Source organism: Priestia sp. BR_2, from assembly GCF_041954005.1.
Classification (GTDB): domain Bacteria; phylum Bacillota; class Bacilli; order Paenibacillales; family Paenibacillaceae; genus Paenibacillus_AQ; species Paenibacillus_AQ lautus_A.
Genome location: NZ_JAVFHM010000305.1, coordinates 80,934 through 98,317, shown reverse-complemented (window position 1 = coordinate 98,317; position 17,384 = coordinate 80,934). Strand labels below are relative to the sequence as shown.

16 protein-coding genes are annotated in these 17,384 nt (G+C 53.2%); 11 read left to right on the top strand and 5 right to left on the bottom strand.

The features are described 5' to 3' along the window. Positions 1–183 precede the first annotated feature (183 nt). The 3 genes from RB298_RS26110 (at position 184) to RB298_RS26100 (ending at position 3,467) form a co-directional block, all read left to right on the top strand. Positions 184–1,632 carry an MDR family MFS transporter gene (locus RB298_RS26110; RefSeq protein WP_374705892.1) on the top strand — a complete coding sequence of 483 codons (1,449 nt, stop codon included), beginning with the start codon at positions 184–186 and terminating at the stop codon, positions 1,630–1,632. A 27-nt stretch (positions 1,633–1,659) separates the two neighbouring features. Further along, on the top strand, positions 1,660–2,259 hold the full coding sequence (locus RB298_RS26105) for a TetR/AcrR family transcriptional regulator (RefSeq protein ID WP_420030501.1): 600 nt from the start codon (positions 1,660–1,662) through the stop codon (positions 2,257–2,259). 176 nt (positions 2,260–2,435) lie between these two features. Continuing rightward, a complete protein-coding gene (locus RB298_RS26100; protein WP_486049257.1) occupies positions 2,436–3,467 on the top strand; it encodes a copper amine oxidase N-terminal domain-containing protein in 1,032 nt (343 codons plus the stop codon). Positions 3,468–3,519: 52 nt separating this feature from the next. On the opposite strand, the gene RB298_RS26095 is transcribed toward RB298_RS26100, so the two are convergent. Then, entirely contained in the window at positions 3,520–4,134 is a 615-nt protein-coding gene (locus tag RB298_RS26095; RefSeq protein WP_486049255.1) for a DUF421 domain-containing protein, read from the bottom strand. Positions 4,135–4,250: 116 nt separating this feature from the next. Between RB298_RS26095 and RB298_RS26090 the strand changes: the two genes are divergently transcribed. Both RB298_RS26090 and RB298_RS26085 read left to right on the top strand, forming a co-directional pair. Further along, positions 4,251–5,573 (top strand): MFS transporter, encoded by a 1,323-nt coding sequence (locus tag RB298_RS26090; protein ID WP_096774734.1) that lies wholly within the window; start codon positions 4,251–4,253, stop codon positions 5,571–5,573. Next, positions 5,539–6,462, top strand: a complete 924-nt coding sequence (locus RB298_RS26085; RefSeq protein ID WP_213580066.1) for a polysaccharide deacetylase family protein — start codon at positions 5,539–5,541, stop codon at positions 6,460–6,462. The genes RB298_RS26090 and RB298_RS26085 overlap by 35 nt, the downstream gene beginning before the upstream one ends. Before the next feature lie 97 nt (positions 6,463–6,559). Here the strand turns inward: RB298_RS26085 and RB298_RS26080 are convergent, their stop codons facing one another. Next, positions 6,560–7,291, bottom strand: coding sequence for a hypothetical protein (locus RB298_RS26080; RefSeq protein ID WP_486049253.1), 732 nt, complete (start codon positions 7,289–7,291; stop codon positions 6,560–6,562). A 161-nt stretch (positions 7,292–7,452) separates the two neighbouring features. Between RB298_RS26080 and RB298_RS26075 the strand changes: the two genes are divergently transcribed. The 3 genes from RB298_RS26075 (at position 7,453) to RB298_RS26065 (ending at position 11,217) form a co-directional block, all read left to right on the top strand. After that, complete coding sequence (locus RB298_RS26075; protein WP_145040087.1) at positions 7,453–8,172, top strand: response regulator transcription factor; 720 nt, start codon at positions 7,453–7,455, stop codon at positions 8,170–8,172. Beyond that, positions 8,169–9,533: a sensor histidine kinase gene (locus RB298_RS26070; RefSeq protein WP_192569906.1), complete on the top strand. Its 1,365-nt coding sequence runs from the start codon at positions 8,169–8,171 to the stop codon at positions 9,531–9,533. Before RB298_RS26075 ends, RB298_RS26070 begins: the two co-directional genes overlap by 4 nt. Positions 9,534–9,756: 223 nt before the next feature. Then, positions 9,757–11,217 (top strand): aspartate ammonia-lyase, encoded by a 1,461-nt coding sequence (locus RB298_RS26065; protein ID WP_486049252.1) that lies wholly within the window; start codon positions 9,757–9,759, stop codon positions 11,215–11,217. A gap of 70 nt (positions 11,218–11,287) precedes the next feature. On the opposite strand, the gene RB298_RS26060 is transcribed toward RB298_RS26065, so the two are convergent. Beyond that, the gene (locus RB298_RS26060) at positions 11,288–11,905 is read right to left on the bottom strand and encodes a hypothetical protein (RefSeq protein WP_486049250.1); all 618 of its coding nucleotides are present in this window, start codon (positions 11,903–11,905) and stop codon (positions 11,288–11,290) included. Between the two features lie 206 nt (positions 11,906–12,111). Between RB298_RS26060 and RB298_RS26055 the strand changes: the two genes are divergently transcribed. After that, positions 12,112–13,743, top strand: a complete 1,632-nt coding sequence (locus tag RB298_RS26055; protein WP_486049248.1) for an ATP-binding protein — start codon at positions 12,112–12,114, stop codon at positions 13,741–13,743. Between the two features lie 129 nt (positions 13,744–13,872). On the opposite strand, the gene RB298_RS26050 is transcribed toward RB298_RS26055, so the two are convergent. Beyond that, complete coding sequence (locus RB298_RS26050; protein WP_096774728.1) at positions 13,873–14,331, bottom strand: SAM-dependent methyltransferase; 459 nt, start codon at positions 14,329–14,331, stop codon at positions 13,873–13,875. Between the two features lie 19 nt (positions 14,332–14,350). Continuing rightward, entirely contained in the window at positions 14,351–15,151 is an 801-nt protein-coding gene (locus RB298_RS26045; protein ID WP_486049246.1) for a DUF6597 domain-containing transcriptional factor, read from the bottom strand. Positions 15,152–15,360: 209 nt separating this feature from the next. Between RB298_RS26045 and RB298_RS26040 the strand changes: the two genes are divergently transcribed. Next, positions 15,361–15,813, top strand: a complete 453-nt coding sequence (locus RB298_RS26040) for an SRPBCC family protein (RefSeq protein ID WP_486049244.1) — start codon at positions 15,361–15,363, stop codon at positions 15,811–15,813. Positions 15,814–16,031: 218 nt separating this feature from the next. After that, positions 16,032–17,363, top strand: coding sequence for a hypothetical protein (locus RB298_RS26035; protein WP_213580073.1), 1,332 nt, complete (start codon positions 16,032–16,034; stop codon positions 17,361–17,363). The last annotated feature ends 21 nt before the right edge of the window (positions 17,364–17,384 follow it).

Sequence of the window (17,384 nt, the reverse complement as noted above, 5' to 3'; positions counted from 1 at the left end):
AATCCTGCTTGCTTCAGCTGCTTATGGCAGCGGAAAACGCCGCGGGCTTCATCTGGGCGGACGAATTTGAAAATTTAATGAAAATTTTCAGTTGACCTGCGGACAATTGTCCGTTAGAATAAAAAACGCGTTACCGGACAATTGTCCGTATAGACAAAAGACAGGGAGGATAAGGTCTTGGATATGGGAGTGGGGCCAAGTTCGGCCAAGATTGATTTAAGTAAAATAAAAAGAGGGCCGATCGTTGCCGCACTGATTATCGGAGCGTTCGTGTCCATCTTGAATGAGACATTGCTGAACATCGCTTTCCCAAGCTTGATGGAGCAGTTTGGCATTGGGGAGTCGACGGTGCAGTGGCTTTCCACATCTTACATGCTGGTTGTCGGTATTCTGGTGCCGGTCACGGCGCTGCTGCAGCTTTGGTTCACGACAAGACAGATGTTTATTGGCGCTATGTCGCTATTCCTGATAGGTACGATTATATGCGGCTTCTCGCCGGTATTCGGGGTGCTGCTGGTAGGCCGTATTCTGCAAGCCGTCGGAACGGGGCTTATGCTGCCGGTTCTGATGAACACCATACTTAGCATTTATCCGCCTCAGAATCGCGGAGCCGCAATGGGAATGATCGGTCTGGTCATCATGACGGCACCGGCGATCGGGCCGACGCTTTCCGGTTTGATCGTGGATGCGCTGAACTGGCGCTGGTTGTTCTACCTGGTCATTCCGCTTGCTGCGTTCTCCATCGTGTTTGCCGCGGTGTTCCTGAAGAACGTATCGGAACTGACCAAGCCGAAAGTCGATTACATTTCGATTATTCTGTCTACCATCGGTTTCGGGGGAATCGTATATGGATTCAGCAGTGCCGGCGAAGGTACCTGGTCTGATCCGAAGGTCATATGGTGCATTACGGCCGGGGCTATCAGCTTGCTGCTCTTCGTATGGCGCCAGCTGAAGATGGAGGAACCGATGCTGGATCTGCGTACCTTCAAATTTCCGATGTTCTCCCTCGTGACCGTGCTGATGCTGGTACTTATGATGAGCATGTTCTCCACCATGATCATGCTGCCGCTGTTCCTGCAGAACGCTCTGGGTTTGACTGCGCTATCGGCGGGTCTGGTCATGATGCCGGGCGGGATCATCAACGGATTGATGGCGCCGATTACAGGGAAACTGTTCGATAAATTCGGACCGCGCGTTCTGATTATTCCCGGCTTGGCGCTGCTGAGCATCGCCATCTTCCTGTTTTCGCGCATCGACGCTGCATGGACGGGTGGTTATGTCATCTTCCTTCATGTTATGATGATGATAGGGATTTCAATGGTTATGATGCCGGCCCAAACCACGGCTTTGAACCAGCTGCCGCGCTTGCTGTATCCGCACGGAACGGCGATCATGAATACGCTGCAGCAGGTGGCGGGAGCTGTCGGTATGGCGCTCTTTATCAGCATCATGACTGCAGGTGCTAAAAATTACGTTGAAACAACCGGGGATCTCAATCCGGTGCAAAGCATGGTTGCCGGTCTTCATAATGCTTTCGTAATCGGACTTGTTCTTGCAATCATCGCTTTCGTGCTGGGCTTATTTGTTAAACGTACGTCTTCACCCGTTGAAGAAAAACAGTCTGCCGCATAAGGTTCCCGTTTGTTTAATTAGAAAGGGATGCGTGCATTGCCGAAAGAGAATGACGAGTTGGGTCAAAAGATTTTGGATACGGCTCAGGCCTTATTTAACAAATACGGAGTCGAGGACGTCTCCATGCATCAGGTGGCCAAAACGGCGGGGATCGGTCAAGGCACCCTATACCGCCGGTATCCCAGCAAGAGCAAGATTTGCTTCACGCTGATGGAAGCCAAGATCGACCGGTTTATGGAAGGGCTGGACGTTTATCTTCGCAATAGCGAAGGCGAAACGGTAGCACACCAGCTTCGGACGGTAATGACGAAGGTGATTCTGCATTTCAACGAGGATTTGGAGTGGCTCAGGGTGATGCTGACCTCTGACCGTCTGGAGGAATCCAAGAATATTATGTGCGAGAACCCGCCCTTCACGTATTTGCGCTCACAGATCAAGCGTCTGCTGGAGCTTGCGGCGGAGCAGGGGGAACTGATGCCCCTGGATCCTCTGTTCACCTCCGTGATGCTTGCATCCCTGCCGCGGGCCGATATTATTCTGTACATGCGCGATATGGGATACAGCGCGGAACAGATTGCGGAGGAGTATTGCCGAAGCTTTGTGGACCCGCTATTTATACAACGCTAAATGATATATTCATGCACAGTGCAAAAGCCGTTTCGGGAGCTTGGAAAAGCCGCCCGGAACGGCTTTTTGGTTTATGTTCGGCCCTTGGACTTTGGATTTCAATGCAACATTTGGCAGATACGCCCGTCAGTATAGTTGTACATGATAATCTAAGGCACCTAGAAAGGATGATGAACATGAACAAACAATGGAAGAAGCAAGCAGCCACGCTGATGGTTGCCGCCATGGCAGTTTCCGGTGGCGCAGCGGCTTATGCGGCACCCCAAACCGGGGACATTCAGGAACAGAAGCCGGTGGTGATCTCGGCGGTCATTGATTATGGTGTGCTGGTCAACGGCAAGGAAGTGGCTGGAGCCGGATTCATGAATGCCGGCGCGAAGCAGGTCATGATCCCGCTGCGCAGCGTATCCGAGGCGCTCGGATTCGAACTGGAGTGGAATCAACAGGACCGCTCTGCGGAGCTAACCCAACCGGGATCGCCGATCTGGACCCTCGTGCAAACGGGCAAAGACCAGTATGCGGTTAACAAAATGTATAAGTCCCTCGGCGCTGCTCCGGTGAACGTAAAAGGCACGCTGTATGTTCCTGCGAGCTTCTTCAGCGAAGTGCTCCAGGTTAACGTCGCGGTTGATGGAACGAAGGTAAACATCACGTCCGAGGAAGAGGTTAAGAAGGAAACCGTGGTTGGAACCATCACGGAAGTTATCCATAACGAAGAACGCAAAGCCGTTCATATTAACGGTACGGGCACCGAAGGAATCGTGCTGAACGTGGATGAGAACACGGTCATCCGCGATGCGGAAGGCAAGAAGATCGAGCTTAAGGATCTTGCAAAAGGCATGAAGATCGAAGCGGTGCACAGCCTGGCGATGACGATGAGCCTGCCTCCTCAAACGTATGCTTACGAAATCAGCGTGAAGTCCGACAAGGAAGAAACGGAGCAGTTGGCTACGGCCGGCGCCATCACCGACATCAATGCGGATGGCGGCAACCTGCGCGTAACGATCAAGGGCAAAGGGTTGACGGAACAATCCCCCAATGAAGTCGTCCTAAATCTGACGCCCGAGACGGTTGTCGTGAATAAAGACGGCAAAGCCTTGAAAACGAGCGACTTGGCTGACGATGCGGAAATTATCGGCTACTACGGCCCGGTATTAACCAAGAGTCTGCCGCCAATCGGCAATGCCATCAAAATCGTTCTTCAATAAGTCATGAACGGGAAGAAAGCCTGGCGGCAGCGCCAGGCTTCTTTCGGGATCCTTAATGATACAAGGGAGGGAGCGGAATTTCCTTATCGTAAATGGTGATATTTAAACGCTTCTGTTCATCGAGTGAAGCGAAGAATACTTGATCAAGGGGGATTCCCCGCTCACCCAGCTGAGTCTCCAGCCATTCTCCGGTAAGGTTTAATTTTTGGAGGGTAATCGTTTGAATGAGTCCTTCTTTGACGACGGCGTAGGACAGGCCGACATTCTGCCGCTTTAACTTCAGGTCCTCCAGCGTGACGGCGGTCTTCTCGATCTTTTTCAGGATGGATAAGGCACCGCTCGGCTCCAGCACCGCCATATCGACTTCCGCCATATCGAAGATCTGTTCCTTGCGCAGCATTTGCAAAATGTTATCGATGGAGTAACGTGCTTTTTTCATATTCGGATAAATGAACTGCCCGTCTTTAACGACAATCAGCGGTTCGATTGTAATCCACTTGCCGATGCGCCGGCTCTTCACAAGCAGGATCGAGGCAAGCTTCTGTAACAAGCCGATGGCAATGATCGCAAAGGCGGTATGGATATGTTCGATTTTGGGATCGGCGATATCTGCTCCGACCACGGAGCCTAAAATATGTATATACGTCCATTTCCAAGTCTGGATCATGGCTTTTTCTCCAATCTATAGACGAGATTACCTAAGCCTTCGTTTGCGCAGGTATATTCCCTTCGCATGCCGAATACTGTACAACAAAATCGTCCATGACGGATGGAGGGAAACGGATGAAGCGCAGTTGGGTGAATTCGCCGTATTCATTTTCGCTGGGCATGTTTGCCATGATGGTTCCGAGTCAGGCGTTCAGCTCCTTTTACATCTTTTTCTACGTCGATACCTTGGGTCTTGGCATAGGGCTGGCATCTCTGGCACGAACCGTATTTCTGATCTGGGATGCGGTAAACAATCCGCTCATGGGGTATTGGTCCGATCGCACCAGAACCAGGCTGGGACGGCGCAGGCCGTGGGTATTCGGGGCGATTCCGCTCTTCATGCTGACCTTCGTGCTCGTGTTCTCGCCGCCGGAAGGATTGTCTGAGAACGGACTGTTTATGTGGTTTTTGGTTGCCCTTATCCTGTATGAAGCCGTGGCAACCGTATTATGGGTCAATTATGGGGCGCTGTTCCCCGAACTGTTCCGCGGAGACCGCATCCGGGCGAAGGCCTCGGCCATCCAGCAGGGCTATCAAGTGGTGGCATTGTTGATCGGTACTGCGCTGACTCCGATCATCTATGACGCCATGGGATTTTCGAACATGGCGATTCTGTACGCGCTGCTGTTCGGCGTGTTCATGTTCCTGTGCATGATGAGCGTCCGCGAGGAAGAGGCGTACAGCGCAAGCGAGCCGCTCAAGCTTGTCCACGCGTTTCGTGAAACGCTGCGAAACAAGAAGTTCTGGGTGTTCAACATCTCCAATTCTTTTGCCCAGACGGTGAATGGGCTGATAAGCTCCACGATCCCTTTTTACGCAAAATACGTGCTCCGCATCCCGGACAATCAAGTGTCGATTCTGCTGGCGGCCGTGTTTGTATCCGTCATCCCCTTGGTGTTCGTGTGGTACTGGATGATCCGCAGGATGGACGGCGTGAAGGCATGGCGTTTGTCGCTAGGGATATATGGGTTATCCGTCATCCCTCTGTGGTTTGGCTATGATCTGATGAGCGGCATTCTGGCAGGGATCGGGGTAGGGTTCGGTCTGGCGGGATTTCTGGTTACGCCGGCCATGGTTAGCGGCAACATCATCGATGAGGATGCGGAGCGGACAGGGCTTCGCAGAGAAGGGATTTATACGGCGGTCAGCGGGTTTATTACCCGTTCCAGCGGATTGATCTCCGCCCTGGCGTTTTTTGTCGTAGGCATGATATTCGGATATGAGAGCGGTGACAACCCGGGAAGCGATCCGGAATCGACCTTTCGGTACTTAATCAGTGTCGTTCCCTTATGCCTGTTGGCCATTTCCTTCGTGCTGTCGTATGCAACCAAAATCGAATTCTCAAAATCCATAGGAGGCGGGCATGACCATGGAGCGAAGACTGATCATCAACTGTGACGATTTCGGACAGAGCAAGGCCATGAATGAGGCGATCCGGCATCTGCTGGAGGAGAATAAAGTTTCATCGGCGACCATCATGACCGTGGCCCCCGGCTTTGAGGAGGCAGCCTCCTGGGCCGCACGCCGTCGCCAACCCAATGTGGGGCTGCATCTCACCTTGACGAGCGAATTCGAAGCTTTGCGGTGGAAGAGCTTGACCGGTCATTCTTCGTTGCATGACGCTAGCGGTCATCAATACCGGACGGTTCAGGAGTTTGAACGGGGGGCGGAGACGGGCGCCGTGCTAAAAGAGCTGGAGGCGCAATACCGGCTGGCGAAGAAGGCCGGCATCCGCATCAGCCATGCGGATAACCACATGGGCAGCCTTTACGGGATGGAAACGGGGCGGAGCCTTATTCCGCAGATGTTGTGGAAGACTTCCCGCTGGCGCCTCCCCGCGCGCTTGTTTCGCTATATTCACCCGGAGGATCCGCTGCTCAGCACGCTGCCGAATATCGAGCGGCCGGTGGCGCTTGCCTCCAGCCTGGCCGATACGTTCGGCGTGCCGATCCCGGATTATCTGCTCTCGCATCCGTTTCCCGTCGTCGAGGGAGAGACCTACGAGAGCTTCAAGCAGTCGCTGATCGATAAGCTGTACAGACTCCCCGAAGGGGTCAGCGAAACGTACGTTCACCCGGGGGCGGAGGATGAATGGATGCTGGCGAATATTCCGAATTGGGAGAAGCGGGTATGGGAGTACCGCCTGCTGTTTGATGATGATTTTGCTTACGGTTTGCGGGATGCCAAGGTGATCCTGACGGATTACCGCTACGTGGAGGAGCATTTGAAGCGTCCCCGCGTGCGCTCGGCGGTGAAACTGATGAAGACAATGGCCAAAAAAACGTAAGCCTATGCTAAAAACAAGCCCTGCCGCGGCACCGGCAGGGCTTGTTTTCGGTTAAGTACGCTGGGCTCGCACTGTCATGTACGGTCTCGCATCGACGTTACTTCGCTTCAGCTTCCAGCTTGGCAATCTGTGCCTTGTATTGGTCCAGCAGTTTCGCCAGCGCTTTTTTAATGGCATCGGCGTCCTTGGAATCCATCGCTTTGAAGAGGTCGATTCTGGCATGGATAAACGCCAGATCCTCATCGTCGATCTTCACTTCCAAACTTTCTGCATCGCTGAGCTTCACTGCCTTCACGCTGGCTGTCTCGAAACGGATCACGTCGTGTCTCCCGGTGCCGGCATCAGTTTTCACGGCTTCCCCTGCTTTGATGGCGGTACTTTCGAGAGGGGCAAGCTCCTTGATCTTGGTAATCTGTATATCCTTGATATCGCCACTGTCCACGAATCCCTTGACAGCTTCAGCCGGGACAGCCTTCACGGCAATGGATATTCCGAATTCGCCTTCTGCCGCGATCGGCTTTACCTTGCCGTTATCTGCAGTGACAGCCGCGGCCTCCGAGAAAAAGAAGGTTCCCTCGGTTCCGGCAAGCTTCCCGTATTTCGCCAGCGTATCCTTCCAGTCTTGAACCGTTTCCGGCGCGTATTTTTCAGCCAATTCCAACGGATTCGGCATAACGGAAATGGTTGCCGTGGTAGCAACGGGCGCGCTTTTACCTGTTTGGTTCGGTGCAACGGCTGGGGTTTCGGCACCCGAGGCATGGACGGGAAGAGCTGCTGTTCCAAGAAGGGCAGCGGATAGGGCGAGCTTGCCAAATAGTTTGTGTTTCATCGTATTAACACTCCTTATCGGGGTTGGTTTGTCTTACAGTACCCAGTGTACGAATCAGCATTGGCAGAACATTGGTGTATTTGTGGAAAAACAATGGCATTCCCCATTCGCTTTGTGCCGATTGGTATACTAAAGAGGAGATGAAGCTCGGAGGTAATGATATGAACCAAACCTATCTCATCGCCGTTGTGGATGACGATTTGCATATACGAAATTTGGTGGAGGCTTATTTGCGCAAGGAGGGTTACCGGACGGTGGGCCTTGGCACGGCGGAGGAAGGCTGGGACATGTGGAGAACGAATCCGCCGGATATGTGGGTGCTCGATATTATGCTGCCCGGCATGGACGGTTTCGAATTGTGTCGGCGGATCCGCGCGGAAGCCGAGGTCCCGATCATCATGATCTCGGCCAAGGACAGCGAGGTGGATAAAATATTGGGGCTTGAGCTGGGAAGCGACGACTATATGGTCAAGCCGTTCAGCCCTCGCGAGCTGGTCGCCCGAATCAAACGGCAGCTGAGCCGTTGGTACAAATTCAACCGAGCGGAGAATGTCCCGCGGCTTGCGGCCGCTTCCCCGGAGCTTAGCAATGGGCGGCTTCAGTTACTGCTGGAGGAGAGGCGCGTGTTCTGGAACGGGGAAGAAGTGGATATGACCAACAAAGAATTCGAGATGCTGAGAGTGTTTGCCGAGCATCCGAACCGTGCGTTTACCAGGGACGAACTGCTGACCTCCGTATGGGGGGACGATTATTTTGGGAGCGACCGGGCGGTTGACCATCTCATTAAACGGCTGCGCAAGAAAGTGGAGCAGCTGCCGATCGAGGCCATATGGGGACATGGATACCGAATGAGAACGGATGGGGAGGAATCATCGATATGAAGCTGGTCCATCAGATCAATCTTGCGTTCGCTTTGTCGCTTATACTCGTGCTGTCCGTGACGGCCGTCGTCATTCATTATGTGCTGCTGGACCACTTTATCGGCACGCAAAGAAAGGACATGCAGTCCATTGGGGCGGCGCTAACGGCAAAGCTGGAAACAGCGGCTGCACAGAGCATCCCTATCGAGAGCGAGCCTTTGACCGTTAGCGGGTTTGCCTCTGCGCAGGTTGCCGAGGTAGGCGTTATTATTCAGGACAGCCAAGGGAATATAGTTCGCTCGACTCCTGTAACCCCTACCGCCCAGTACATGGGCATAGCAGCAGCCAGACCCGATAGCATAGCTTCGTTTAAATCCTCATCGGTGGACGGGCAATTCCTAACCGAGGTTACGGCGGTTCCCCAAGGGACGATGACGCTGATTACGCCAGTGAGCAAAATCAAGGCGATTGAGCAAGCGCTGCTGGGGCGCTTGATGCTCGTATTCGGCGCAGGGGCCGTGGTCATGGTGATCTTAAGCCTATTCATCACCAAGCGGCTGATTAAGCCGCTGATGCATCTGCGGGAAGAATTGAAGAAGGTGAAGGAGCGCCAATTCTCCGAAGTCCGGCGCGTGTCGGCAAGCGGGGAGCTCGGCGCCGTGGCAGAGTCCGTCTACGAAATGGCCGGTGAGCTGGAGCGGTACAATCATGTGCAGAAACAATTTTTCCAGAATGCTTCGCACGAGCTGAAGTCGCCGCTCATGTCCATATCCGGATATGCGGAGGGAATCCGGGACGGCATATTCGAAGGGGAGGATATTCGCAAAGGGCTCGATATCATTATGAGCGAGAGCGGCCGGATGAGAAATATCGTGACCGAGATGACGCTGCTGGCCAAGCTGGACAGCGAAGATGATATTTTCAAGGCCGCAGAAGTCAATATGAAAGAGCTTGTAGAGGAAACGATCGAGAGGATCAATCCGGTTCTGGTGAAAAAAGGGCTGTTCGTGCATCTTTCGTACGGGGATAACGAATCGTTAACGGTGTATGCCGACCGGGATAAGCTGCTGCAGGCGCTGCTGAACATCGTTTCGAACGGGGCGAGGCATGCAAGCAAGCATATTTACATTCAAGCCGGTCTCCAAAAAGGTCGGGTGGTGCTCACCGTATCCGATGACGGCGAAGGGATCTCCGAGGAGCTGCTGCCTTATCTGTTCCATCGGTTTGTGAAGGGCAAGAACGGGGAGACGGGACTCGGTTTGGCGATTGCCCGGGCCATCGTGGAGCGCTGCGGGGGCCTGATCACGGCGGGGAATCGCCAAGAGGGAGGCGCTGTGATTTCGTTAGGCTTCCCGGTGCATAGGAAGACCTCCATGGCTTAGAGTTTGTAACCATCCATCGTGACGGACGTCAATGGAAATCAAGCCGTTTGGGGTAAGAGGGGCTTTTTCTGGGTAATTATACTTAGAGAAAGCCTCATTTTTTGCGCAATCACACATATTATTCAATATTCCCTAACAAAACGCGTAAGCTATAGAGGATTTCAAGTTAGTAGGCAGAATTCTGTATATATCCGGGCAAGCTGGATGATAACAGGTGACAAGCATGATACAAAATAATCAAAAGGCGATGGTGATGTTGTCCATGGATATGCAGTATCGAGTGGAGAAAGATTTTCTGGGGGAAAAGCAGCTTCCTGCAGATGCCTATTACGGCATCAATACGGTCCGGGCGGTAGAGAATTTTCCGATCAGCGGGGTGCCCATTCATGCCGAGCTCATCTCGGCTCTCGGAGAAGTAAAGAAAGCGGCCGCGCTGGCTAATATGGAACTTGGCCTGCTGCCGAAAAAGATAGGCAGCGCCATTATAGAGGCGGCAGACGAGATCATCGCAGGGAATCTCCGTTCCGAATTCATTGTCGATTCCATTCAGGGCGGGGCGGGCACTTCGATCAATATGAACATGAATGAGGTATTGGCGAACCGGGCGCTGGAGATTTTGGGAAAACAGAAGGCCGAGTATTTCTACTGCAATCCTAATAATCATGTCAATATGTCGCAATCCACGAACGATGCCATTCCGACGGCGATCCGCATTGCGTCGTACCGTCTGACCCAGGATCTCCTTGGCGTGTTCCGGACCTTGGTCGCCGGCATTCAGGACAAGGCCAAGGAATTCGACGATGTCATCAAGATGGGACGCACGCATCTGCAGGATGCGGTACCGATCCGGCTTGGACAAGAGTTCGGGGCTTATGCCAACGTGCTGACAAGGGACATCCACCGCATCGAGCGGGCAGCGCAAGGGTTATTGGTTGTCAATATGGGCGCGACGGCCGTAGGCACGGGATTAAATGCAACGCCGGACTATATGCAGAGCGTCGTCCAGCATTTGATTGAGCAGACAGGTTTCTCCCTGAAGCAAGCCGAGGATTTGGTGGATGCCACCCAGAACACGGATGCTTACATGGAATTGTCGGCTGCGCTCAAAGTGTGTGCGGTGAACTTCTCGAAAATGTGCAACGACATCCGCCTGATGGCTTCCGGACCGAGAGCCGGCTTGAACGAGCTGAACGTGCCTCCGAGACAGCCGGGCTCGTCGATCATGCCGGGCAAGGTCAATCCCGTGATGGCGGAGGTCATGAACCAGGTGTCGTTCCAGGTCATCGGCAATGACCATACGATCAGTTTGGCTTGCGAAGCCGGGCAATTCGAGCTTAACGTCATGGTTCCGGTCGCCGCCAACAATCTGATGCACTCCCTGAAAATCCTGAAGAACGGCATGGACGTGTTCTACAAGAATCTGATGGTTGATCTTACAGCCAATAAGGAACGCTGCAAATACTTCGTGGATAACAGCTATGGCATCATTACGGCATTGAACCCGCATTTGGGCTATGACGTAGCCTCCAGGCTGGTAAAGGAAGCGCAGAAGACAGGTCAAAGCATCAAGGAGATCATCCTGGAACAGGGGCTTTTGACAGAGGAGCAGATTCTGGTCATTCTGGATCCTTACCACATGACATCGCCGGGCATTGCGGGAGAAGAGTTCCTGTTGAATCAATAAGGATGTCTTTAACGATAACGAGTGATAGAGCTGACCCCGATTCCATTCGGGGTCAGCTCTATTTTTGCATTTATGGATTGTCGAGTGCCGCTATAAGGGAGGCGATGACGTCCTTCTCGGCATCATGTAGCACCTTGTTCGTTTGCCACTGATGGATTTCTTGTTTCACTTGGGCAACATCCTGGTAACCGAGATGGTACGCTATGCTTGAGATGACGCTTTGCTTACTTGCTTCGTCACCCAAATCAGCAAGTGCCTGCACCACGCCCTCCCTGTCTTTCGTAAACAATTCACCGACGATGGCGGCATATTGCTCGGCAGAGGCACCGTCGAGATTCGTTGTTGCGAGGAACAGGCTCGTATAATGCTCGGGCTGGATGAGGGACCGGTGGGTATACAGCAGCTCCAGCGTTTCCAGCGTTTTGCCGCTGCTCAGGCGGTTATATTCCTTCCAGTCCATGCCCTCCAAGTGAGCCAGCATGTTCGTGGCTTTATCCTCGGCACTCATGTCCTCTCCTTCGAACAATGATAATACGCGCTCCGCCGGACTTTCATGGTCCGTCACTGCACTCTTCGCAGTTTCGGAGGGCGACGAAGCCGGCGCTTTGGATGAGGTGCTCGAACAGGCTGTTACAAGAATCAGAAGAGCAAGAGCGAAGCCGTAATAAGCTGCATGACGTTTGAACATGGATTCTCATCTCCTTTATAGTCTAAACGGATATTTCCTGTAAATAGTTACATAAAAAGGAGGGAGATATAGAGCTCTTTCCCATGATAAGATGAAGGCTGCATATTCGCATGCTCATTAAGTTTACGGTTGGGCTCCATTTGCCGATAAAAGTGTTAGAATAAACATATGTGACATGAAAGTGGCAGTATGATAAAAAGGGGTATGTGATTTTGAACAATCGATTTGGTGTGATAACCGATCAGGAGATCATTCAACAAGCAAAGCAGCAGTGTATAGACAAGGGGATGAACCCGGAGCTTCTTCCAACACATACTTATCGATTGAATGCTGAAGCACTGGCTGCAAGGCGTGCCAAATATAACGAATATATCGAAGTGATCCAAGTCTTCGTGAATAAATTCCTTTCCTCCGGATCCGGGAACCCTGTCGTGATTACGATGACGGATAACGAGGGCTTCATTCTTGATATGGAGGGGGACCCGACCATCATAGAAACGGCCCGTTATTTGGGCATCATGGAGGGCAGCGGGTATTCCCAAGAAGACGGCCCCAGCTCGATAGATCTGTGCCTTCGGTACAAACGGCCGTTTACGTTGATAGGAGAAGATCATTTTCATCACATTCTTCACCGCATGGCCTGTTATTCGGCTCCCTTTCACGGCGAAGACGGGAAGGCGATCATAGGGACGATCTCCCTAATGACGAACAAGGAGTTTGTTCACCCGCATTTATATGCCTTGCTCTGCACGATGGCCGATTCCCTGGAACGGGAGATGGTGACCCGCAAACAGAACACGCAGCTGCAAACCTTGAACCAGGTGCTGCTGGGAACGAAGCATTACGGCGTGATCATCACCGATGCGGAGGGCCAGATCCTGCAGATGAACGAAACCAGCGTAAGCCTGCTGTCCCCGGATGCCGGTGACCGTGACCGGACGAAATACGTGGGCCGCCCGGTGTTCGGCATCAAGCCGATTGGCGAGTATTATGAGCGGGTGATACACGGACAGGAGATTTGCATAGGAGAAGAGCTGTCCCTTGAGTTATTCGGAAGCATGCACCACTATATCCTGGATGTTCAGCCGGTGTCTGACCGGGAAGGGCAGCTTATGCGGGTCGTGGGCTCCCTGCGCGACATTACGGAGATGAAGCGTACGGAGGAAGTGCTGCGGAATACGGAGAAGCTGGTGTTTGCCGGCCAGGTTGCCGTCAGCATCGCCCATGAAGTCCGCAATCCCCTCACGACGGTAAAAGGAATGCTTCAGCTGGCCAATAAGGATGCCGCTCTCCGGCACTATGACCTGATCATGTCCGAGCTGGAGCGGGCCAATCTGATGGTAGGGGAATTCATGATCCTGGGCAAGCCCCAGGCGGCTGTGTTTAAGCTTGAGAATTGCGGCGAGATTCTGGAGGAAGTGCTTCATTTGTTTGCCATTCAGGCAAGCCTTGGCGGCATAAAGATGACTCAATGTTTCGGCCGGAATGCAACGATTCTATGCGACCGGAACCAGATCAAGCAAGTTTTTCTCAATATCTTGAAAAATGCGATGGAGGCCCTGCCGTATGGCGGAAACATTCACATTCAGATGGATGTGGAGGATGAATATCAGCGCGTGACCTTTACGGATAACGGCTCCGGCATGACGGAGGACGTGCTTCGGCGGATTGGGGAACCCTTCCATACCACCAAGCCGGACGGCAATGGGCTGGGCATCATGATCGTTCACCGCATCATGGAGAGCCACAATGGCCGGATCGTCATCCGGAGCGAGGAAGAGCGGGGAACATCGGTTGAGATCCGTCTGCCGGTCTCGGGTCAGAGCCTTTCTAATTAATCTGATTAACCATTAAGGTTATGCAGCATGATGCGGATCAACAGAAACAGCGCTGGCTTAGGCCGGTCCCTGAACCTCAAAGGACAGGCGGCAGCGCTGTTTTTTGGTAATTATGAAGAATCTTAATCATTATTCCCAGTAACGGGACATGATGTCCGTAGCCCATTGGGGCTGCTTGGTCTTTGTCTTCGGCAAAAATTCTTTCATGACAGGCTTGATATCAACGACGGGAGTCCCGTCTACGGCATCCAGCCCTTTAACGAAAACGGACCTGCCCTCTCTGCTTACCAGCTCCACTATGGTGGCTCCTAGCTTGTTGGGACGGTTCTTGCCGCGCTGGGCGAAGATACCGACCTTGGGAAAGCTCGGATTATTTCGCGGATGTCTCGCCGTGTATTGGATGCTGTCATCCTGGACGAGATGGAAGACATAAATGATTTCAAGGTGGCTGAACGTCTCAATCCCATCCAGGGAGCTTTCATTCCATTCTTCGCCCAGCTTGATCTTCGAGATGACATCCCCCCAGTAATCATCCTGAATCGCCTTTCTTTCGTTATGGATCGTTCCGATCGCCTGTATCGTAAACATGCTGTTACCTCCCTTAGATTTATCGTTCCCTAACATAAACTTCCGGCGTCTTACCGATCACCGCTTTGAAATCCCGTATAAAATGCGATTGGTCATAATACCCCATGTCCATGGCTAATTTCAGCATATCCTGATGATCGGGGCCTTCGAGCATCTCGGCGGCATTCTGCAGCCGGTACAGGCGGATGACCCATTTGGGGCTCACCCCGACGTATGACTTGAATAGACGTTGAAGCGATCTCGGGCTCATCCGGAACCCATCGCTAAGCTGTTCCACCCGGAGGATGTCGCGGTTTCGATGAATCTCATCCACGATCGCGTTGATTCGTTCAATCGATTCATCTTTGTCGGGCAGTATGCGGCGAAAGAGCTCCTCCATGCGGTGGACCTTGTGATCCGGCTGCTCTGCAGTCAATAGCTGGTCTTCCAGCACTTGAGGCTCAACCTGGAGAATCTCCATGGTGCCTATGGAGGAATCCGTTAGACGGTCCATGGCCATGTTCGCGAACGGATGGAATCCGCCGGGTCTGAATTTGACGCCGAATACTTGCCCCCTGCCCGCCAGATGGTGGGAATGTCTCGTGCTCGATACGCCGTAAAAAGCGGTCCGACGGGATTGAACGACCAGATTGGCACAAGGGTTGGGAACGACATCCTGCTGATGGGGCTCCTGGCCGGTTAAATCCCAATGAATGATCCAGTAATGCTTGATGAAATGGGAAAGGTCCTCCGACGGAGGGACGCGCAAGAGCTGGAATTTCTCTCCGGCTTTTCTCATGTTCAAGATGCCGAGGCTGGGCTGATCAGAACGCCGTATCATGACATAACCACCTCCGATAATTCCGCAGCAGGCTTGATTTGGCACGGCACGGTCCTCGTACGGGACTTGATTGCTGCACGCCATGTTCGCGGGAAGCAACCCGTCGCATTTTTACAATACTTGGATTGCGGCTGCTTGATAACATCATCTTATCACAGGAGGACAAGCCGGTCTTCCTGCGCATTATATAGAAGGTAGGAGGAAACTGCATGGAGCCGCTGCAATATGAGTTTTATATCGGAGCCTCGCCGGAGAAGGTATGGGAAGTCTTGATTTCGCCGGAGGGGACTCGAGCTACCTTTTTCGGGAGCGAGCTGAGGTCTTCCTTCCGAGTTGGAGAGCCTTTCGCTTATGTAGGCCCGGGGAATGACGGGGAGGAGACGGTTCATGTTTACGGGAATGTTCTGGCTTATGAGCCGCAAAAGGTGCTGAGCCTGTCCGAGCATCCCGGTCCGTCGTATTATGCGAACCATGAGGAACTGGAGTCCCGCATCACGTTCACCCTCGAGCCGGTAGGGAACTGTACCAAGCTGACGCTCGTCAATGATCAGTACACGCCCGATCATCCGTCTCGCGCCAAGGCGGCGGACAGCTGGTGGATGGTCATGAGCATTTTGAAGACCTATGCGGATACGGGAAAAATCCTGGATCTGGGCTGGTAGTCTCAAGGACAACAGCTTCGCCCTGCCGTATAAATGGTGCGAAGCAATCCTGAAAAGAGCCGTTACGGCTCTTTTTTGCTGTGAAATGGCAGGGGCCTGTTTAGGGGGAGTCCAGCTTCCGCTTGCCAAATTTTCGATAGCGGGTATGATTTAGGTATCCGTACCGGCCTGCTCATGCACGGCTTCTCGGAAATGGGAAAGATGGGAGTGAAGGCATCATGACGGAGCGGACCCGCCCCCCTGTCCAGCAAATCCGCATCGGTATTATCGGAACCCGGACGATCGTTGACAAGATCATGAAGGTCATTGAAACCTTTCCTTCCTTTGACCCTGCGCCGCTGGTTTTCCAGGATGAAGACGAAGCGCCTGCACTGGCGGAGCGGATCGGGAGCGAAGTCGAAGTGTTGTTCCTCTCGGATCCGTTGTCCCAGCGCAAGGTGAAGGAGCTCGGTCAGGTCAAGATCCCTGTACATTACGTTCCCGTCACGGACGCGGGTTTATATAAAGCGCTGTTCCATGCCGGACAGCAGGAACGACTGGATGGAGGCATATCGGTGGACACCCTAACCGAGACGATGGTGGTTCGGACCATGAAGGATCTGGGCATCCCTGCTGTACAGGCTGTCGTCTACGACGGGCCGGCTTACGCCCCGAAGAGCAGCCTGATCGCGTTTCATCGCCATCAATACGAATCCGGCGGTTGCTCTGTTGCATTCACGGGCGTGGAATCCGTGGCCCAAGAACTGACGCGGCTCGGAATACCCAATGAATGGCTGCTTCCTTCCGATCAGGATATCGTGGTATCGCTGGAGCGAGCCCTGCTGTCCACGGCATCCCGCCGCAGCTGGGAAGGCCAGATTGTGGTCGGGATGATAAATATAGACGATTTCGGCACGCAGGCGCTGAGACGGAACAATGAGCATGAGGTGCAGAAGCTGAAGCTCGATATTCACCGGATGGTGCTCGATTATGTGGAATCCCTGGATGGTTATCTGACCCATCTGGGCGGGGACGAGTATCTGTTTTTCACGACGCGCGGCATCTTCGAACGGGAAACCGGAGGTTACAAAACGATTCCCTTGGCCAAAGACGTGAACAAAACCTACGGCATTTCGCTCAGCATCGGCATGGGATTCGGCAGGTCGGCCAGTATGGCCGGAACCCATGCGCGCATCGCGATGCGGAAGTCCAAGGAGGTTGGCGGCAACGCCTGTTTTATCGTGCGTGAGGATGGTACGCTGATAGGGCCGCTGGAGATGGCCGATCCCGTGCTGGAGGTGCTGTCTTTTACGGATGCAGGGCTGATCAAGCGAGCAGAGGATGCGGGCATGACGAGCGCCTATTTGAGCAAGCTGCTGAACCAGCGCGCCCGTTCGGGTAAATACGAATACAAGGTACATGAGCTCGCCCACCTGCTGGACATTACCGTCCGCAGCGCGCATCGGCTGCTTCAGCTTTGGACCGACAACGGGTTGGTGGAGATTTCGGGGATCGAGAAGGTGCCGAGAGGAAGGCCGAGGCAAATCTTCCGATTCACCTTTTTGGAATAAGATATCAGGCGTTTCCTATAA